The sequence below is a fragment of the Streptomyces sp. AM 2-1-1 genome (genome assembly GCF_029167645.1).
Classification (GTDB): Bacteria; Actinomycetota; Actinomycetes; order Streptomycetales; family Streptomycetaceae; genus Streptomyces.
This window is the reverse complement of record NZ_CP119147.1, coordinates 3711825-3730973: the sequence shown is the minus strand read 5'-3', so window position 1 is coordinate 3730973 and position 19149 is coordinate 3711825. Positions and strand designations below refer to the sequence as shown.

Below are 19149 nucleotides of genomic sequence, written 5' to 3'. Positions count from 1 at the left end.
GGGGCGGAGAGTCGGGGGCGGGATGGGGGACGGGCTCGGGGCCGCGACCCCGGTCGGCGGCGGGTGGCGGGTGGGGAGTCGGGACGGGGACGGCGGGACGGGGACGGCGCCGAGGCCCCCGGTCACCGCCGGACCGGACGGGAGCGGTCCGCACGGGCAGGAGGGACGGTCCGCACGGGCACCGGGGGCGCCGTGCGGACCGTCCGCCACGCTGGCGGGTCAGCGCAGTCGCAGGCTCTCGGGCGGCCCGAGGTAGACGGGCCGCAGGCCGCCGGTGTCGACCACCAGCTTCTGGAGCACCACCGTGGGGTCGATCATCCAGAACTTCAGTACGTGCTTTCCCGGCCGGACGACGACGTGCTCGGTGGCGGTGCGGTTGACGTTGTCGGACGTGCCGCGGGCCCACTGCGGGTTCATCGTGCCGTCGTCCTGGCCGGTGACCGCCGTGGCGTTCACCGTGCGCGGCACGTCGTCGTCGAAGGAGACCGCGTACTTCAGGCCGTCGCCCGCCAGCGCGTCGTTCCTCGGGGAGAGGTACGCCCAGACCGTGACCGGTCCGGTGGTGAAGAGGCTCACCGTGTACTCCAGCCGGGGCCCCCGGCCCGCCGTCTGCCGGGCCGCCGTCACCGGGAAGGGCTCCATACCGCCCGTCGTACGCCCGATCCCGGGCAGGTGGCGCCAGTGCACCGAGCCGCTGCCGACCGCGCGGGTGTAGTGCCCGGCCTCCATCGACACGTACCCGCGGGCCTCCACGAACCCCGAGAGGCCCGACTTCGGCGTCCGGGGCCGGTCGATCACCGCGGTCACCACGACGCTCGCCCCGCCCGGGCCGCTCACGGTGACCGGTACCCGGCTGACGCCCCGGGGCGCGCGTGCGAAGTCGGCCCGCAGGGTGACCCGGGTCTGCGTGGTGACCCGTCCCCGCGGCCGGTCCACCACCAGCCAGGGCTCACCCGTGGTGATCCGGTAGTCGAACGGCGTCCGCCCGCGGTTGAAGACGTCGAGGTACGGGTCGGGGCCGGTGGCGTACGGGGAGAGGACCGGCAGCGTCGCCCCGCCCGAGCCGCCGACCGGCCACCACTCCCCGCTGCCCTCGACGGCGACGCCCATCTCGGCCGCCCGGGGCAGCTCGATGCGCTTCACCGGAGGGTAGATCTCGTCCACCAGGGCGACGTTGTTCAGCTCGGGCTGCTGCCAGGGAGCGTTGGGCCCGTACCGGGCGACGTCTCCGTACCCGATGTGCGGCTGGGTCTGGAAGCCCTCCCACTTCCCGTCCGCGACGCGGGTGTTGAACCTCTTAGAGAAGGCGAAGTCGTCGGCGAGGCGGGCTTCGGCGGCGGCGGCCAGCTCGTTGGTCAGGGCCCGGCCCTGGTCCGCGTAGAAGAGGTTGGTGAACTGCGCCTCGCGCAGCTCGTAGACGTTCGCGGTGGCCTCGACCTCGTACCCGACCAGCTCGAACCAGGCGTCCTGGGAGGCGGCGGGCAGTCGCTCGCCGACCTCGCGGGACTTCGCCGCCAGCGCCCGCCAGCGGTCGGTGACCCGCTCCAGCTCGCGGTGGTCGACGAGGCTGAAGGGGGTCGCCCGGTCGTCGTAGACGATCGCCGATGGGTCGGTGGCGGGGTTCTTCGCGGGATCGAGGGTGATGCGCCGGTTCAGCAGCTCCGGTTTGCGGATCTGCTGGAGGTGCGCGTACTCGGAGAGGATCTCGGCGATCCGCCGGGCCTGCTTGTCGCCGAAGTGCTGGCGCGCGTAGGCGAGTTCCCACTCGGGGATGTGGTCGAGGTCCCAGCGCTCCGGGCTCCAGGCGTACTCCATGAAGAACTGCGTGGCGAGCTCGTTGCCCTTCAGGTCACCGACGTTGGTGACCCACAGGTTGCGGTTGCCGTACGTGTACGACTGGTTGAGCTGGTCCCACATGTTCGGCAGCGACGTGGTGTCCACCCACTTGTAGTTGCGGCCGACGCCCACGTAGTCGAAGTGGTAGTAGAGGCCGTAACCGCCGGCCCGGTCGTCGGTGTCGAGCCGGGGCAGCTTGCGGACGTTGCCCCAGTTGTCGTCGGTGAGCACCACGGTCACGTCGTCGGGGACGCGCAGCCCTCGGTCCCAGTAGCGCTGTACCTCCTTGTAGAGCGTCCACACCTGCGGGACGGACCTCTCGTCACCGGTGATGTCGGCGATGATGGCGCGCTGACTCGCGATGATCTCGCTCATCAGCTCGATCGCGTCACCGTCCGGCAGGCTGGTGTCGCCGTTTCCGCGCATGCCGAGGGTGACCACGCCCTCGAAGTCCTGCTCCTTCATGCGGCGGATGCCGTCGGCCCAGTAGGCCTTCAGCGCATCGGAGTTGCGCCGGAAGGACCACTCGCCGGTACCGCCGTAGGGGTCGTGGCCGGGCGTGATGATGGTGCCCGCGCTGTCGCGCACGGCGGCGACCGCGTGCCGGTTCCACTCCTCGATGCCGCGCATCATGGGGGCCTCGTGCGAGGTGCCCATCACGATGCCGTACGCCGTCGCGGTGGCGTGGTTCAGCGGGTCGTCCTCGGCGAAGGCCCGGCCCCAGACCGCCGGCCAGAGGTAGTTGGCCTTGAGGCGGAGCAGCACCTCGAAGACCCGGGCCCAGAAGTCGGCGTTGAATCCGCCCTCGAAGCCGGCCGCCTTGCCGGGCCCGAAGAACTTCGGCGCCCAGGTGCCGAGCGCGGGGTTCTCGTCGTTGACGAAGATCCCCCGGTACTTCACCGCGGGGGTGCCCTGGGTGTGCCGGCCCGGGCGGACGTGGATCTGGTCGCGGTGCTCCGGCACCACGTCGTCCCACCAGTACCAGGGGGAGACCCCGATGCCCCGGGAGACGTCGTACGCCCCGAAGATCGTGCCCCGCTGGTCGCTGCCGGCGATCACGAAGGCCCGGTCCACACCGGGCATCGGCCGCTCCACGATCGTCTGGAGGGACGTCTCCCACATGCCCGCGATCCCGCTCACGTCGAGCTTGCCCGCGTCCACCAGCGCGTCGATCAGCGGGCTGCGTCCGAGGGTGCCGACGATCGCGATCTCCCGCTGACCGGCCCCCGCCTTCCGCACCACGGCCGGGCGCACCCCGGTGACCCGTTCGATGTCGGACCGCAGGTCACCGACGGCCCGGATGACCCCCGCGTGGTCGGACCCGCTGACGACGAGCGGAACCGCGCGGCCCGACGCCACCAGGGCGAATCCGCCGGGAACCGGGCCGAAGGAGAGGTACGCCCCGGGGTCGGTGGGCCGGGCGCCGGACGTCCCGCCCACCGACCCGCCGACCCCCTGCGCCCCGCTCGGCGCTGCCACGGCGGGCGCCGCACCGGCGAGGGAGACGAGCGGGGACGCGAGAACGCTCAGGCCCAGCCCGAGCGCCAGCACCGACCGGCGGCTCGCACGGCCCGGTCCCTGCGGGTTCGTCGGGTCCGTGGCGTCCTGCGGGTGGTGGGCGTGCGAGTCCGGGAGCGGTGCGCCCGGATCCTGCGACCCCGGCGCCTGCGATTCCGGCGTCTGCGATTCCGGATCCGAGCCAGAATTCTGTGAGCCCGGAAGCTGCGGTTCCACGATTGACCTCCGCTAAAAGTTTCGATAAACGAGTCGCCACTCCGGACATGGGAGAGATCGCGCAGGTCACGGCGGTCGACAGGGCGGGACAAGTCGTCCGGTGCCAGAGCCGCGCAGCTCACCGATCTCTCCCTTATCGAGCCAAGGCACTCGAATACCAGGAATTCCGACATACGACCGCACAGACATCCGGCCGCCGATCGAAACATTTCGAATATCGACCCGCAATTTTCTGGAACCTAAAGCCCGGCTTTTCCAGCGGTCAATCCCCCTGCAGCGATCGATTGCGGAGGGGGAGCACCCGGAGGGGCACCGGCGACCGTGAGGCACTGCGGCGACGGGAGGCAGGGGCGTCGATCGAGGCGAGGGGTCCCGACGGGTGGGCGAGGGGTCCCGACGGGTGGGCGAGGGGTCCCGACGGGTGGAAGGACGGGTCACGACGGGGCGAGGGGTCGCCACGGGGGACGGGTCACGACGGGGCGAGGGGCCACGACGCGGGGAGGGTCACGACGGGGGGAGGAGGCGACGGGCCGGGAGGGGCGACAGCGGAGGGGGTGCCGAGAGTCACCCCCCGCCCCATTGCCTTCTTCGAACGTGTGTACGAACATGAATCCATGGCCACCACCGACCGGCAGCTCGCCACCCTGGCCCTGGCCCACGCGCTGAACGCCGCGGAGCGGGGACTCCCCGTCATCCCGCTCACCGCCGCCAAACTCCCCGCACTGCGCTCCCCGCACCCGAAGGGCTCGGCGCGCCCCGCCTGCACCGGGCGCTGTGGCCGGCCCGGACACGGGGTGCACGACGCGACCACCGACCCGACGGCCGTCCGCGCGCTCTTCGCGGCGGCCCCGCACACGGCCGGTTACGGCATCGCGTGCGGCCGCGGCCCGCACCGCCTGATCGGCATCGACCTGGACGCGGACGCCGTCGGCCCGGCCGTGCGGCCGGACGGACACCCGGGCGCGCAGACGGACGGGGCGCTCCGCCAACTCGCGCTGCAGCACCTCTTCACGATCCCGCCGACCCTCACCGTGCTCACCCCGGGCGGCGGACGGCACCTCTGGCTCACCGTTCCCACGGACGTGGTGGTCCCCAGTTCGGCGAGCCGTCTCGCCCCGGGCGTCGACGTCCGGGGGACCGGCGGCTACCTCATCGGCCCCGGATCGCACACCCCGTACGGCAGCTACCGCCTGGCCCCCGGCACCGCGAACCTCCCGCCCGCCCCATGCCCGCGTACCCTGCTCCGCCTGCTGACACCCCCGGTCCGCCCGGCGGGAACGGCGGGAACGGCGGGAACGGCGGAGGCTACGGGGAGAGCGGGACCCCGGCCGCCGCGAGGGCTCGAACAGGGTGAGGGCCTGGTCCACTTCGTGCGCGCCGCCCGCGCCGGAGAGCGCAACACCCGGCTGTTCTGGGCCGCCTGCCGCGCCTACGAACACGGCTTCGGCGAAGCCCTCGCCCCGGCCCTCACCGAGGCGGCCGTACGCGCCGGTCTGGCCGCGCACGAGGCCCGCGCCACCCTCGCCTCCGCCGCCCGTCTGACGGCGGGCCGCTCCGAGGCCGCCTGAAGCCCCGGGACCGGACCTGTCCGGCCGGACCGTCTCCGCCCGGCCCGGTGGGGCGGCCCGGGCGGGGAGTAGGGTTCTCCCGGTCTCCGCAGCCCGCAGGACCGGTGCACGCCAACCGCGTCACGTACGTCCCGGAGAGATCGGCCTCCCATGCCCGCCGCAGCGCCCACCACCCGGGAGCACGACGGCGGCACCGCACGGAACGCCCTCCGGCGCCGGCTCCGTCCGGGGTGTCCCCTCCGCGTCGACCGGTACGCGCTCCTCGCGGTCGCCCTCTTCCTCTGCGTACGGGCGTTCTCCCTCGCCGCCCTGACCGTCCGCGCGGCATCGGACGGCGAGAGCTCGCGCGTGCTGCTGTCGGAACGCTGGGACTCCCTCTGGTACGTCCGGGTCGCCGAGCACGGGTACACCTACACGCTGCACGCGCCGGACGGCCGCTCCCTGTCGAGCACGGCCTTCTTCCCACTGCTCCCCTGGCTGGAGCGCGGTATCCGCGCGGTGACCGGCCTGAGCCTGCCCGCCGCCGGGCTCCTCGTCTCCGCAGTCGCCTCCGCCCTCGCCGCCTGGGGGATCCACCTCGTGGTGCGCGGCACCTACGGTGAACGGGCTGGGGTCGTGTGCGTGGTGCTGTGGGCGGCGGTACCCGTCGGGATCGTCCAGTCGATGGCGTACAGCGAGTCCCTCTTCACCGCCCTCGCCGCCTGGGGGCTCCTCTGCGTGCTCCGCGAGAGGTGGGTGGCCGCCGGGATCCTGGCGAGCCTCGCGGGTCTGACCCGCCCGGTCGGACTCGCGGTCACGGCCGCCCTGTTCCTCGCGGTCCGGCTCCACCACCGCCCCGGGGAGGGCAGCTCCCGGGACCGTACCCGGGCCGCCGTCGGCTGCCTCGTCGCACCGGTCGGCGCCGCCTCGTACATCCTCTGGGTGGGCGCCCGGCGCGGACACCCGCTGGGATACCTCGACGTACAGGACGAGTGGGGCAACGGCTTCGACGGCGGCTGGGCGTTCGCCCGCTTCCTGACCGGCGGCTCCGTCCCCCTCGCCGTCGCCGCCCTCGTCGCGCTGCTGCTCCTGGCGTACTGGCCGCACCACATGGGCGCGAAACAGCGCCAACCCCCGCCACTCCTCGCCTACTCGGCGCTCGTCACCCTGCTCGCCGTCGGCGCCTCCGGCTACTTCGGCTCCAAACCCCGCCTGCTCCTCCCGGCGTTCCCCCTCCTGATCCCCCTCGCCGTCGCCCTGGCCCGACGCCGGCCCGCCCTCACCTGGACGGCCCTCACCGTCCTCACCACCGCCTCCGCCGTCTACGGCGCCTTCTGGCTCACGGGGTCGGGGCCGCCGTAGGGGTGGGGGGCGCGGTGAGGGACGGGCGCTGTCGGCACGGGCCGGAGAGGCGGAGCCGACCGGATTCGAACCGGTGTCCTCGCGGTTTTGGGGACCGCGCGCGACGACCTCTGCGCTACGGCTCCGCCCCGCCGTGATCCGGACCGCGCGGCCCGCAGTCGGGGGTCAAGCTCAGAACCTCCTCAAGCCTCTCCGCTTCGGCCTCCGGAAGCAGGTGCGGTGTGCGAGGTTCCTCTCCACGCGGCGCACGCCCGCGTGGCGTCCAACTGCCGTCAGGCAGCGGAGGAGACAGACATGCTGTCAGCACTGCGCCCCGTCGAAATGGCGATCATCGCGATGCCCTTCCTCGCCCTCGCGGCTCTCGGTGTCCTCACCGTCCGGCGGCTCGGGTCGCGGAGGCGGTAAGCGGTAGGCGGTGGTGGAGTGCGTTTCACCTGCACGCATATCCATGGACCAGCATCCCGAGACCCAAGATCATGGAAGCCGCCCCCTGCACGAGCGCTGTCCGTGCCGACCACGGGCCCTCCGGCGGCAGCTTCCACCCTCTCCCACGCGCACAGAGGGCGAAGGCGAGGACCAGCATGCCGATGATCAGGAAGCCCGCACCACCCGCTGTCGGGTCATCATTCGTCTCGGGGGCACTCGCTCGGTCAGGTGGCATGGCGGAACAGTAGTCGCCGGGTGACCGTGCCCTCCCGTGCCCGTCCGGGAGGAGACAACGGGAGAGTCACGGTCGCCGACGGACCGTACTCGCGAGAACGGCCCCCAACCGATTCACCCGGTCAGGGGCCGTTCACGTGCGGTGGGTGTGGGATTTGAACCCACGGTGACATCGCTGCCACGACGGTTTTCAAGACCGGGCACCCTAGCCAACTACCAGCGCGCCGACCTGCGCTTATCTTCGATGCGGCTCGCCAGGCTTAACGCCTGGCCCGCACATGGCCCACGCCTGGCGACGGGACTGGTCCTCGGCGCTACATCACCAACACGCTTTCCAGCTGTGCGCGTGGCTGTTCAGGAGTGTCCATGAGCGATCGTTCGGCAGCTCAGCCAGGGTCGACGTACGACGGCGAACCACTGCGGGCACGAGCGGACTGAACAAAAAAACAGGACAAGAGGCGCTAGTAGCTGGCCCCGGCGGCACAGCTGCTGAGCTTGCATCTTGGGCCTTGATGTAGGCAAACCGGGTGCTCCGGGGAGTCACGGGAGCTAGCATCACTGCTGTGCCCTGGGTAAACTTGCCAGAAGACTGCTTCTTGCACGGCCTCAAATCACGCTTCGTCTCCCCATCCAAGCGCTGGTACTCCCCCGATGGGGAGCGCATCTACACCTGGGACGGGGAACATGGGGGTGAGGTCGAGGTGTTCAATAAGCGAGGACGCCATCTCGGTGTAGCTCATCCCGTTACGCGAGAAATGATCAAGCCCGCCGTCAGGGGAAGGAGGATCGATGTCTGATACTACATTCGTCGACGACGCACTCGTGGGCGTGGCGGGTGTCGATGACATCGACTCCTACGTCGATGCTTGGCACGACGCAGATGACACGGACCTTGAGTTGCATGAGTGGTTGGGCATGACCTGGGACGAGTACCGTCTTTGGGTCGAGAAGCCGACCACGTTGCGGTACATCGTCTCTGCCCATCGGCACGGGCGCACCATCAGTGATGAATTGGTTAAGTCTGCCAACGGGCTCCGGCTTGCTGCCCGCGCAGCCTCTGCTAACGAAGTTGAAGGCGTCCTAACTTGGCTTCAGAAAACTGGCCGTCTTTAAAAGCTGCCCGCACTAGGGCGAAGACGCTGGTCCAAAAGTTCGACCTAAAACCACCCGTTGACGTCAAGGCGATCCTCAAGGCCCGAGCACAGGTCGAGTATGTTGACTGGGCGCACGAATGTGATGCCGTGACGGTGCTGGGCGAGGAAACGCCACGAGTCTTTGTTCGAAGTGGTCTACCTCCACTCCGAGAACGCTTCACTCTTGCCCATGAGCTTGCCCATATTGAGCTAGCTTGGCATTCGGGCACTCTTGACTGTTCGCTCGATTCTATTTCCATCGGCAGCGAATTTGCGACTGCTGCAGTTAGCGGTATGCAAGAGCGAGAGGCCAACGAGTTTGCTTCCCGTTTCCTCGCTCCGGATCGCTGGCTGTCAACGATGGTCAGCGAATTGACATCCATCGATCGAGACTCGATGCAGTTGGTTTTGGACCGGTTGGCTAGTGCTGAGATTTCGGCCCACGCCGGTCTAATCGCCTTGTCGAGGCACCTTATCCCCGGGCACGCTTTTTTCGTGGATGAGTCTTTCGCTATCAGCCAAGGGACCGCGTGGCCCGGCACTCCGCCTCTCGATAGATGCGAGATCGAGCGGTTTCTTGAGCGAGCCGTCACGGTCGAGGATTTTGTGCATCAGGGCCGAACGGTCTATTGGGCTATCACCATCCCATCGCTTGACCGCTCAGGTGAAGAGGAACGTGCGCTTCTGGACTCGCGCACACCAAATCAGATACTCGTGTCGTCTTGCTTCAGAGTTTTCGGTGAAGAGTGCGCTAACAGCAAGGCCATGTCGATCAATGGCGTCGTTGGCGGAATGACTAGAAACATTGAATTGCATTGGCATGAGAATGCAATCATTTCTGTGGTTTGGCAGCGAATCCAAGAGAACTCTGACTTGCGAGAGATCTTGACGGATCACGAGTTTCCGCTATATCTGCATAAAAGGGCTCGTGCCATCGTGGAAAGAAGGGCGGAGAGGGCAGCAGGCTAATGGCGACCCGTCAGAGCAGGGGCTGGATCAGCCTACGCCTGGCGCTGAGCGCTTAATGGCCGATGTGCCCGGATATCTCGCGGGAAACGAGCGCCGGCCATCTGAGACGGAGGGCAAAGCGAAGGCCCGACTCAGATGAGTCGGACCCTTGGCCTACCGATGGAGGCGGTGGGATTTGACTCCAGGGTATCGGGCTACGCCACACTCGCTTTCGAGGTCTGTTCATGCTGCTCATAGCATGATCCGAGTCCGTACGAACCCGTTCACAGCCGTCTGCCCACGCTGCGCGCGGACACCTCCGGCCGCCCTTGAACGGGACTGAATGAGACGGAAACTGAGACGGCCCGGTGCCCGCGTCCGCCAGTAGGTAGGAGGGCGGCCGCGCTGAGCGTGACGGCGCTACTTCTGTTCGCGGGGCGCTTCGGCAGCTGCGGGGGATGGCGTCTCCGTAAGCGAGACTCGCTTGGCGATGGCCGCAGCGATCGCCTCCGTCAGTTCTTTAGAGTTCCCCCAGAGCCAACGAGAGAAGGCTTCCTCAGCAGCCGCGCCGAGTGTCTCGGGGACGCTCACATCGCGGAAGCGTAGCCAGTCGGCAAAGGCTTCCTTGACGCCCTGCTCTACGGCAGCCGGCGCCTCGGGCGAACTTGCCTCTGCCGCCACCCGTGAGGGGCGAGCACGCTGTGATTGCTTCGCAGCGGCTCGCTCCTTGGGGGGAGTGGCGTCTACAGGTCCACCCCATGCTCGCTCTGTTAGCTCCCCACAGACCCGTGGGGCCACCGTTCGAGGGTCGACCGCTTCCGATGGTGCGCCGGAGCTGTAAGCCCCGTCCGGTTGTTCGGATCGATCGTGCTCCTTCACCCAGAACACGCGCCGCGTGAACATGCCCGGCGCATCCCGGTCACTAGGCGCGTTGGACTTGAGAAGTGCGTAGCCGACTCGGCGTCCTGCCTGGCCACGCCATGAGACGGGACGCCGCCGAGTGCCGACACCGTCGACTAAGGTCTCGCGGACGTAGTCGAATGAGCTGACGTCCTCTGTCCATACGATCTCGTCCTCGTGCTTGATGTCCTCAGGTTGACTTCGCACGCTCCGCCCCTCCCACATGTCTTTGAAAACGCAGCCTCCCCAGGCTGGCTCCGCTTCAACCAGACAGCCGGACACCTGAGAGACCCACTCGCGAGTCCAGTGCCCCGAGCCCGGACCGTCTGTCTGGGCTTCCACCTGTTCCATCCCTCACGCTTTCCAACTTTCCGCACGGCCGTTCGGGGGCGTTCGTGGGGGTTCGAACTGAATGGCTCAGAGGGGCAAGACCATCGGCCGCACGTGACCGGGGGTTCCGGTCTGGGTTCGCTCGACTGCGTTGGTGTCAGCCGTACAGATCAAAGCCCTGTCCGGTAGACGAAGGAGACAACTGTCAGATCTTCGTCCGCAATGGTCCATGGGGTGAGGCACTCCAGGATGCCGCCGCCGGCAATGCTGGTTGGGGCGCTCCTATCCAGGATGATGGAGTGCACGACTACAAGAGCATTGTCCGGAGCCAACTCTCGCTGACGCTCGACCTCGGCACGGGTGAGGATGACCTGACCGCCAGCAGAGGTAGTGCCCTTCACCTCGACATGCAGGCGCTCATCTCCCCGCGATAGCAGCAGGTCGTATGACTCCTTGGCTCCCACGTCCTTGACCGACCAACCCTGCTTCACGAAGTGGGCGGTTGCCATCTGCACCGCGTGCAGCTCGACAGCGCGCCGTTCGTCGGCGGACAAGCGAAAGCCCTGGCCCGGCGCCGTCCGCTTCCGTCGACCTGCCGTCCGTGCCGCGGCCTCCCGCGCCTCCACCACCTCGGGGACAGGATCACCGGGCACGTAGGAGGCAGTGTCTTCAGCGCGGTAGACATCTCGCAGCAGGCCGGTCATGAACAGCAGGTCGTCCAGCAGCTTGGACGACTCAGGGATCTTCTCGCGCTGATACTCGATGGCGACGACGTTGCCTGCTTCGTAGCTACTGCTCAACCTGGCCTGATTGCCCTGCAACGTGAGGGAGGTGACGAGGTCCGTGCGACTCGTGACGCTGGACGACAGCAGCGGGCGAGCCCAGTCAACACGTGACTGCAGCTCCGCAGGCTTCCGGGGGGCGAACATGCCTCCGGTCCACACGGTGGTGCCCTGTATCAAGGACAGATAGACCCGGTCCCCAGTGGTGCTGAAGAGATAGACGAGGTACCAGCCGATCGTGGCTCCGGGGGAGCGACGCGGCTCGTAGACGCGAACCCACGGAATCTTGGCATTGAAGCCCGCGCCGTTGCTCCCTTCCACACCCACCTCTGCTTCGGCTACACCGAGGACCGACGCCAGCAGCGGTAGTGACTTCCGCAGCTCAGCGGGAAGTTGAGAGGAGATCAGGGAACCGCGTTTATCCATCTCGGGGTTCTTCTTGGCCGTCCATGACTGCTGGAGATCGAGCACCTCACGCAAGAGCGAATCCATGCCGGGCAGCGTAGTGAATAGGTCTGACACCAACCGTGGCTTCTGCCCACTTCGCTCGACGGGATCGATCGGAGCAACTGAACTGACAGGTGGGGTAGGCATGGAGCGGCGCGGCTACTGGAGAGAACCTGCTCCGTCCAGCCGTTTCAGTCCTGTCTCGGAAGCCTGAAGCACCCGCTGTAAGCCGATGTTGATGTCAGCCGTGAATGTCACGAGGGGCCGATCGCTTGACGGCACACCTCGCATTCGCTATGTCAAGCCTGCCTCTGGGAGGGGCCCAGCGCATCAGCTACAGCCAGCATCGTGGTTACGACTACGTCGGCCCCCGCCACGGCTAGAGCACGTTCCTTGCCTGCCTTGTTGGCGAAACCAACAGAGCGCCCGCCGGTCCTCCTCGCGGCCTCGATGTCGGTCACCGAATCCCCGATGAGCGTGCAGTCCCGCAGAGGAGTAGCCAGCTCCCTGGCAGCGCGCACCAATGAGCCGGGGGCGGGTTTCATCGCTTCCGGCTGATACGGGGCCCGGCCCACCACTGTGTCTACCAAAGGCAGAAGACCATGGAGCAGCAGGAACGCATTTACACACGCAGCCGAATTATTGCTGACAATGGCGACCTTCCGGCCTGGCGTTCGGGCGGCTTCGAGCGCGGTCACAGCACCTGACACAGGCAGACCGGCCACGCGCACCGCACTCACCTCCGCTTCCGTCAGCTCATCCTCGATCGCCCGCAAGGCTGCCTCCCCAGCCTGCGGAGCCAGACGAAGAACCTGCATCGGATCGTCTGTGCCGTGCGCCTTGTCCCCCAGAGAGCGATCGAAGCTCGCCAGAGTCGCAGCCAGGTGACGCGCGACGTCGGGGGCTGGCTGCCCCGCGAACACATCGCAGATGGGTCCATCAAAGTCGAACAGGACTGCCCTGGTGGCCCCGAACAGGCCCCTGAGGTCATTACTTTCCATCCGGGTCAAAGTCCCTCCCGATGGTCTCCCACACGCTGTCAAACCACATACGGGCCTGGCTCACCTGCTGAGCACCACTGGACGACTCCCCCTCGTTCATCGAGTAGTGGAACAGCGTGGCCTCCGCCCCGACGAGGTCATAGATCTCTATGACCTCCCCTTGAGTGACGACCTTGTTCGGGCGGATCGGGTAGTACCCGAAAAAGGCGTCGTCCTGGTTGATCAAGTAGAGCTTGAAGAACTGCGTGCCGCTGTGAACGCGCACGCTGACCTTCGCTTCGCTGACCAGCCCGAGCACGCTGAGTTCATGCATCGTGTTGGCGATGCTCCGAGTGAAGCTCACCATCATGTCGTGCATCCGGGCCCGGAGCCGGGGGTCATCACTACCGTCCTCTCGCCGAACAGGCGCAGCCTGGGGCACCGACATGTCTGGCACCAGGATGCGGATGTTGATGGTTGACGGAGTCAGACGCCCCACGCGGATCTTGTCGATCGGCTCCTGAAGTGCCCCGTGGAGCGTCTCGCTAGAGAAGCCTGCGAAGTCGATCGACACGTTCTGGCTGGCGAAGGCTTGCTCGACGTACGGCCGAAGACCCGCCGGCCGTTCGGTGCGGTTCCGCACGAACACGCCGCTGCCCTTGCGAGAGACGATCAGCCCCTCGTCTTCCAGCTCTCGGAGAGCCCGTTGGATCGTGGCGCGGGCGAATCCATACGCCTCCGTCAGTTCCTTCTGAGACGGGATCTTCTCTCCGGGGCCCAGCTTCCGAGTCCTGATGGCGGCGCTCAGACTGCTCGCCACCTGCTCGTACGGCGGCCGGGCGTCGTCCGGGTCCAGTGCTTCGGGAGTGAAGGTCATGCCCTCGATGTTACGACCTCCTGAGCCGATTAGGACAGCCAACCTAGTCAGGTGTTGACGTGACTAGCCAGGATGGCTACGTTGTTCTCATCCGAGCCGGGCTAGCCAGGTTGGTCAGGCCGGGTCGGACGGTTCTACCCAGTTCTGCGCCCATCAGCGCTTGGTGAGTCCCGTGTGAACGGGAGCCCTGATCCAGGGTTACCGCACTCATCTCGGAGCTGCTGATCTTTGACAACTGAATGGGGATCACGCCGCCTCTCCTCGGCCAAGTAGGCGGCCACGCGGGTCTCCGCGTGATGTACAGCGCAACCCCTTCCTGTTCGCAGCGCCTCATGCTGCGCCGGTTGCCTCCCCTGCCCGTCCGGCCGTTTCGGCTGTACGGGCGGGGCTGAGGGGAGCCGGAAGTTACGGGTTCCATCCCGGGGCGGGTCGTCTCTCACCACAAGACCGCGACCGCTCCGGATCACCTTGCCCCTTCGCCTTTCAGGAGATCCACCATGCGTACGTACATCGGCACCCATCAGGTGCTTACCCCCGCCGAGTTCGAGGAAATGGCCCTCGGATTCGATGAGTTGCCTCTCGGCCTGGACCGTGACCTGTTCCGTGGCCCGCTCACCCACGAGTCCCCCGAGGAGCGTGCCGCCCGTTTGGACGTGGCCCGCGAGGTCATCGCGGACCTGGCCGCCGAGGGGGAGGGCGGTGACGAGATCGCCGCGTGGGACGCGCTCTACGCCGACGCGCTGACCCGTACCGTCCCCTTCCTGCGCGCCGCTCAGTCCGCCGGCCGTTTCACCGGGGCGGGGGAAGCGGCATGAGCCACGCCCTGACCGCGCTGTCGGCCGCTCTGCCGCTCGCCTCCGGGTGGGCCGTCCACGGCCTGCGGATGCACCGCCGGTACGAGAACGCCCGCCGCGACCCCCTGTCGAACCTGTGGACCCGCGACGCCTTCGAGGAGCAGGCCACCCGCATCCTCACCCAACACCCGCACGTCGCCGTGGTCCTGGTGGACCTGGACGGCTTCAAGGCGGTCAACGACACCCACGGCCACGCGGCAGGAGACGCCGTGATCCGGGCCACCGGGGCGAGTTTCACCGACGCGCTCAGCGGCCCCCGCCGCTCGGTTGCGGGGCGGATTGGGGGCGATGAGTTCGCCGCCGCTGTCGCACTGCCCGCTCCGGCCGCTCTGCCGTGGCTGCTGGGAGGTCTCCACGGCGAGATCACCGCGCCCCTCCACCACGACGGACGCGACCTCACAGTGGGTGCCTCGATCGGTGCCGCGCTCTCCAGCGACGCCCCCGAGGAACCTGCCCGCGAGCTGTCGGCGCTGCTGCGCCGGGCGGATGAGCAGATGTACCGGACCAAGCAGGAAGGCGGGGGCTGGAGCATCGCTCCGGCGCCCGGATCGGCCCCCGGGCTGCGGACGGTCAACGGCCGCCGTGAGGGCCGCCCCGGCACCACCAGCGGGACGGGGGCAGCAGCATGACTGCCTTCGCTGAAGAGCGCCGCGCGGACCGCGCGGCTGACGCCGAACAGCGGCGCATCGATGCCGCTGCGGTTGATGCCCGCCGGATCGAGCGGGAGAAGGCGGCCGATGAACGCGCCTCCCGTCTGAACGAGCAGCGCCAGACAGACCGGGTACGGGCCCGCGAGGCGCAGGCCCGTACCCGCGCTGAGCGCCGCGCGGCGCGCGGTGAGGCGCTGACACCGGGCAATGTCTACCGCAAGGGCACGCTGGCGCTGGTGACCGCGTCCGCGCTCGGATCGCTGCCTGCTCAGGTGCTGCACTTCGTGGGGATCTCCCCGATGCTGCTGCCCCTGCCGCTGGCGATCGAGGGCGCGGCGTGGGTCATGGCCGCCGGGGTCGCCTACGCCGATGAACGGCACCTGCCCGGGTGGGTGCGCTGGTTCCTGCGCCTGCTGGTCCTCGCAGCGGCAGGCTTCGCCGCCTCGATCAACTACACCTACGGCCTCCACCTCCCCGGCCTGTCCGCCCCGGACCGGCAGGCGGCTGGCATCGGGTTGGCGGCCGTGACCCTGCTGGGTCCGGTGCTCTTCGAGATCCGCCAGTGGGTCACCACCCTGTCCGCCGACACCAACAGCCCTGAAGAACGCGCCCGGCGCAGGCACGAGCGCAAGCGCCGACGTCAACACCGGAGCATCGCCCAGTTGGCCGACCGGTTCGTCTCAGCCGCCCCGTTCGGTCAACTCGACTTCGAGGAAGCGTTCGCGCACGCCTGGGAGATCGAGACCGGCACCAGCACCCCCGGAATGACCCCGCGACTCCACCAGCGGGCCGCCCGGTCCACCGCCGCACTCGCGCAGGCACAGCGGTCCGCAGTCGGGGACTCCACTGGCCGGGGCCTGTTCGGTCGGCTCTTCCGTCGCCAAACGGAGAGCAGCCCGATCCAGAACCCGAACCAGGATGAATCGCCTCAGTCGATTACAAATCGGTTGGGTTCTGACCTGCAAGAGTCGGCCCCCGAGACCCCTCCCGCCGGAACCGAGCCCCCGACCCCCGAGTCGGCTGACCCGGCCCCGGCGGTCGCCCCGGAGCCGGTGGCCGGACCGGTCGCGGAAGTCGAGCCGGTGAAGTCGGCTGAACCGCCCGTGCTGCGGCCGGTGGCCGCTGTCGAGTCGGGTCCGCGCCGGGCGACCGGTCGGGTACCGCAGTCGGCCCGCACACCCCGGCCGACCCGCACCCCGGATGAGCTGCTGACCGAGGCGCGGTCGGCAACGGCCGACTGGCCCGACGAGAAGCTGACGGCCGAAGCGATCCGCAAGGCGGTCCGTACCTCGTCGGCCAACGGCCGCCTCCTGCGGGACGCGCTGAAGGCTGAGCGGGCCGAACGGGCGGTGTCTGAGGCACAGGCCGCCTGATGGGCAACCACCGCTTCTACGACCCGACCGGTTCCCGCTACGGGGTGCCCACGTTCCCGTGGCGCATGGCCCCGGACGGCTATGCCACGCGCCGCCAGCTCAGGGCGGCAGGGCTCCGGCCCGGTGGGCAGGACATCGCCGCACAGGTCCTGTGGCGCTCGCGCCGCTACTGGGCTAAGGGCACCAGCCCCGTCCGCGTCGCCTACCTCTACCGGATCGACCTGGCCAAGACGGTCCGGCCGATGACGCCGGCCAAATGGGCGGCTCTCGCCAAGGCGAACACCGCCCGGCAGGTCTGCCCCGAGTGCCGCACCGATGCCGGATACCGCATCCCCACATCGCTCGGCATGTGCGTGACCTGCGCGGATTCCCCGCAGCTCGCCGTCTGACCGGACGCGATCCCCACCCCATCCATGAGAACGGACTCACCGTGTCTGACACGCATGTCACCGAACAGGCCGAAGCGCCCGAGCGTCCCGACGCCGAGGTCTTCGACATCACCACCAAGCGCCCCACCGCCCCGGCCCCGGAACCGGCCAAAGCGTCCGTTCCCACCGCGCCGGTCGAGATCGACGACGAGGAGGAGCCGCCGCGGCTTCGTCCGGTCGACTCGCCCACCCTGCCCGACCCGGGTGTCACCACCTACAAGCGGCTGCCGATCCTGCCGAGTTGGCTGACCTCGAAGCCGGGGTTCGTCTCCACCACCCAGCGCGCCGCGTCGAACGCGTTCTACGCCACCGCCTTCCACGGCGTCCGCACTCCCGTGTACGTGCTCCAGTTGGGGTTGCGTGCCCCGCAGGGTGTGGCGCGGCTGGTGAAGGAGACCAACAGGTGGATGTGGGACGCGGAGGCCGCGCCCTTGCGGGCCTATGAGGTCTACAAGGAGAACACCGCCGAGTACCTGAAGCTGTCGCGGCAGCGCGACCACCGCGTGCGGCTGCGGACGTTCGTCACCCTCGTCGGGTTGGTCTTCGGCGCCGCTCTCGCTCTGACCCTGTACGTCATGGCCCCGGCCTGGCTCGCGGTCATGGCGTCCGCTGCGGTGCTGGTCGCCGGATTCTGGGGCTCGCCGCAGGATCAGCCGGTCATCGGCCCCGCCGTGCTGAAGACCGAGCTGCAGAAGCTCACCGGGCCCATCGTGCTGCGCGCCCTGGACAACATCGGCAACGTCAAGCTGTCGGCCGCCATCAAGAAGGGCGGCGACATGAACGGGATGCGCTTCACCTCCGAGATCACCCGTGACGGGCCCGGATACCGCGCTGACCTGGACCTTCCGTGGGGTGTCACCCCGGAGGACATCATGGAGGCCCGCAAGCCCCTCGCCTCCGGTCTGCGCCGCAAGGTCGGCTGTGTGTGGCCCTCCTCCGACCCGACCGAGCACGAGGGCAGGTTGATCCTGTGGGTGGGTGACAAGCCCATGAACGAGACCACCAAGCCCGCCTGGCCGCTGCTGAAGTCGGGCAGCGTGGATCTGTTCAGGCCGGTCGTGTTCGGCAACGACCAGCGCATGGGCGACGTGGCCGTGACCCTGATGTTCGCGTCCGTCATCGTCGGGTCCATCCCGCGCATGGGCAAGACGTTCCTGATGCGCCTGTTCCTGCTGATCGCGGCCCTGGACCCGCGTGCGGAGCTGTACGCGTTCGACTTCAAGGGCACCGGCGACTTCGGCGCCCTGGAGCCGGTCTGCCACCGCTACCGGGCCGGGGATGAGGACGAGGACATCCTCTACGTCCTGGAATCGCTGCGGGAGCTGCGGGCGGAGCTGCGCAGGCGGGCGAAGGTCATCAAGTCCCTGCCGCGCTCGCGCTGCCCGGAGTCGAAGGTGACCCCGGAGCTGGCGAACGACAAGACGTTGGGGCTGCACCCGATCGTCGCCGGTTTCGATGAGTGCCAGGTCCCCTTCGAGCATGAGAAGTACGGGGCGGAGCTGGAGGAGATCGCAACTGACCTGGGCAAGCGGGGTCCGGCGCTGGGGATGACGATGCTGTTCGGCACCCAGCGGCCCGACGCGAAGTCGCTGCCCACCGGCATCAGCGCCAACGCCGTACTGCGGTTCTGCCTGAAGGTCATGGGCCAGCCCGCCAACGACATGGTGCTGGGCACCTCGATGTACAAGGCCGGATACCGGGCCACGATGTTCTCCCGCACCGACCGTGGCATCTGCTGGATGGCCGGTGAGGGCGACGACCCCCGCATCGTCGCGTCCGCGTTCGTGGACGCGGTCGGCGCGGAGAAGGTCGTGGCCAGGGCCCGGAAGATGCGCGAGGAGTACGGCAACCTCACCGGCCACGCCATCGGCCAGCAGCCGGAGAACGGGGAAGCCTCCTTCGACCTCCTCGCCGACATCCTCAAGGTTGTGCCGGCCGACGAGGACAAGGTGTGGAACGAGAAGATCGCCGCCCGGCTCACCGCCCTGCGCCCGGAGGTCTACGGCGGCTGGAAGGCCGAGACGGTCACCTCGAACCTCAAGCCCCACGGCGTCACCGCGCAGGACGTCTGGGGCACCAGCGACAAGGGCAAGGGCACCACCCGCCGGGGCATCGCCCGCGCCGACATCACCAAAGCAATCACGGTGCGTGACGGAAGCCGGTCCGGGAGCTGACCCGGGGCGCTGCTAGACCTAGCAGCCACCGCTGCTAGGTCTAGCACCCCCGCTAGCACCCCGAACCGGCCCCCAACAGGGATCTCGCACCTAGCATCCCACCTGCGCAAACCCCCGGAACCCCGCCTGGAAGG

The 19149-nt window shown here is 68.5% G+C and carries 14 protein-coding genes and 1 tRNA gene; 9 read left to right on the top strand and 6 right to left on the bottom strand.

The window, feature by feature from the left end; all coding sequences use genetic code 11:
* Positions 1-219: 219 nt before the first annotated feature.
* Positions 220-3387, bottom strand: a complete 3168-nt coding sequence (locus PZB77_RS16195) for a glycosyl hydrolase 115 family protein (protein WP_275493314.1) — start codon at positions 3385-3387, stop codon at positions 220-222.
* 797 nt (positions 3388-4184) lie between these two features.
* Here PZB77_RS16195 and PZB77_RS16190 point away from each other — a divergent pair.
* Together PZB77_RS16190 and PZB77_RS16185 are read left to right on the top strand one after the other, a co-directional pair.
* On the top strand, positions 4185-5138 hold the full coding sequence (locus PZB77_RS16190; RefSeq protein ID WP_275493313.1) for a bifunctional DNA primase/polymerase: 954 nt from the start codon (positions 4185-4187) through the stop codon (positions 5136-5138).
* A 150-nt stretch (positions 5139-5288) separates the two neighbouring features.
* Entirely contained in the window at positions 5289-6479 is a 1191-nt protein-coding gene (locus tag PZB77_RS16185) for a glycosyltransferase family 39 protein (RefSeq protein ID WP_275493312.1), read from the top strand.
* Positions 6480-6529: 50 nt separating this feature from the next.
* Here PZB77_RS16185 and PZB77_RS16180 read toward each other — a convergent pair.
* Positions 6530-6604, bottom strand: a tRNA-Trp gene (locus tag PZB77_RS16180).
* Between the two features lie 1324 nt (positions 6605-7928).
* Between PZB77_RS16180 and PZB77_RS16175 the strand changes: the two genes are divergently transcribed.
* Positions 7929-8252 carry a hypothetical protein gene (locus tag PZB77_RS16175; RefSeq protein ID WP_275493311.1) on the top strand — a complete coding sequence of 108 codons (324 nt, stop codon included), beginning with the start codon at positions 7929-7931 and terminating at the stop codon, positions 8250-8252.
* On the top strand, positions 8225-9241 hold the full coding sequence (locus PZB77_RS16170) for an ImmA/IrrE family metallo-endopeptidase (RefSeq protein ID WP_275493310.1): 1017 nt from the start codon (positions 8225-8227) through the stop codon (positions 9239-9241). Before PZB77_RS16175 ends, PZB77_RS16170 begins: the two co-directional genes overlap by 28 nt.
* Before the next feature lie 399 nt (positions 9242-9640).
* Here PZB77_RS16170 and PZB77_RS31255 read toward each other — a convergent pair whose 3' ends face one another.
* From PZB77_RS31255 to PZB77_RS16150, 4 genes are all read right to left on the bottom strand, one after another.
* Entirely contained in the window at positions 9641-10345 is a 705-nt protein-coding gene (locus PZB77_RS31255; RefSeq protein WP_343299902.1) for a DUF6009 family protein, read from the bottom strand.
* 275 nt (positions 10346-10620) lie between these two features.
* Positions 10621-11724, bottom strand: a complete 1104-nt coding sequence (locus tag PZB77_RS16160; protein ID WP_275493309.1) for a DUF3578 domain-containing protein — start codon at positions 11722-11724, stop codon at positions 10621-10623.
* A gap of 254 nt (positions 11725-11978) precedes the next feature.
* Positions 11979-12680 (bottom strand): HAD family hydrolase, encoded by a 702-nt coding sequence (locus PZB77_RS16155; RefSeq protein ID WP_275493308.1) that lies wholly within the window; start codon positions 12678-12680, stop codon positions 11979-11981.
* Complete coding sequence (locus PZB77_RS16150) at positions 12670-13536, bottom strand: winged helix-turn-helix domain-containing protein (protein ID WP_275493307.1); 867 nt, start codon at positions 13534-13536, stop codon at positions 12670-12672. Before PZB77_RS16150 ends, PZB77_RS16155 begins: the two co-directional genes overlap by 11 nt.
* A gap of 497 nt (positions 13537-14033) precedes the next feature.
* On the opposite strand from PZB77_RS16150, the gene PZB77_RS16145 reads away from it, so the two are divergent.
* Genes PZB77_RS16145 through PZB77_RS16125 form a run of 5 tightly spaced genes read left to right on the top strand, consistent with a single transcriptional unit; the run spans position 14034 to position 19015 of the window.
* Positions 14034-14351, top strand: a complete 318-nt coding sequence (locus tag PZB77_RS16145; protein ID WP_275493306.1) for a hypothetical protein — start codon at positions 14034-14036, stop codon at positions 14349-14351.
* On the top strand, positions 14348-15019 hold the full coding sequence (locus PZB77_RS16140) for a GGDEF domain-containing protein (RefSeq protein ID WP_275493305.1): 672 nt from the start codon (positions 14348-14350) through the stop codon (positions 15017-15019). The genes PZB77_RS16145 and PZB77_RS16140 overlap by 4 nt, the downstream gene beginning before the upstream one ends.
* Entirely contained in the window at positions 15016-16413 is a 1398-nt protein-coding gene (locus PZB77_RS16135) for a hypothetical protein (RefSeq protein WP_275493304.1), read from the top strand. The genes PZB77_RS16140 and PZB77_RS16135 overlap by 4 nt, the downstream gene beginning before the upstream one ends.
* Positions 16413-16802 (top strand): RRQRL motif-containing zinc-binding protein, encoded by a 390-nt coding sequence (locus PZB77_RS16130; protein ID WP_275493303.1) that lies wholly within the window; start codon positions 16413-16415, stop codon positions 16800-16802. The genes PZB77_RS16135 and PZB77_RS16130 overlap by 1 nt, the downstream gene beginning before the upstream one ends.
* Before the next feature lie 41 nt (positions 16803-16843).
* A complete protein-coding gene (locus PZB77_RS16125; RefSeq protein ID WP_275493302.1) occupies positions 16844-19015 on the top strand; it encodes a cell division protein FtsK in 2172 nt (723 codons plus the stop codon).
* Positions 19016-19149 lie beyond the last annotated feature (134 nt).

Coding starts and splice junctions, on each gene's coding strand:
- PZB77_RS16185 (WP_275493312.1), top strand. CDS start 5,289: ATGCCCGCCGCAGCGCCCACCACCCGGGAGCACGACGGCGGCACCGCA.
- PZB77_RS16175 (WP_275493311.1), top strand. CDS start 7,929: ATGTCTGATACTACATTCGTCGACGACGCACTCGTGGGCGTGGCGGGT.
- PZB77_RS16150 (WP_275493307.1), bottom strand. CDS start 13,536: ATGACCTTCACTCCCGAAGCACTGGACCCGGACGACGCCCGGCCGCCG.
- PZB77_RS16135 (WP_275493304.1), top strand. CDS start 15,016: ATGACTGCCTTCGCTGAAGAGCGCCGCGCGGACCGCGCGGCTGACGCC.
- PZB77_RS31255 (WP_343299902.1), bottom strand. CDS start 10,345: ATGTGGGAGGGGCGGAGCGTGCGAAGTCAACCTGAGGACATCAAGCAC.
- PZB77_RS16145 (WP_275493306.1), top strand. CDS start 14,034: ATGCGTACGTACATCGGCACCCATCAGGTGCTTACCCCCGCCGAGTTC.
- PZB77_RS16155 (WP_275493308.1), bottom strand. CDS start 12,680: ATGGAAAGTAATGACCTCAGGGGCCTGTTCGGGGCCACCAGGGCAGTC.
- PZB77_RS16140 (WP_275493305.1), top strand. CDS start 14,348: ATGAGCCACGCCCTGACCGCGCTGTCGGCCGCTCTGCCGCTCGCCTCC.
- PZB77_RS16190 (WP_275493313.1), top strand. CDS start 4,185: ATGGCCACCACCGACCGGCAGCTCGCCACCCTGGCCCTGGCCCACGCG.
- PZB77_RS16160 (WP_275493309.1), bottom strand. CDS start 11,724: ATGGATTCGCTCTTGCGTGAGGTGCTCGATCTCCAGCAGTCATGGACG.
- PZB77_RS16130 (WP_275493303.1), top strand. CDS start 16,413: ATGGGCAACCACCGCTTCTACGACCCGACCGGTTCCCGCTACGGGGTG.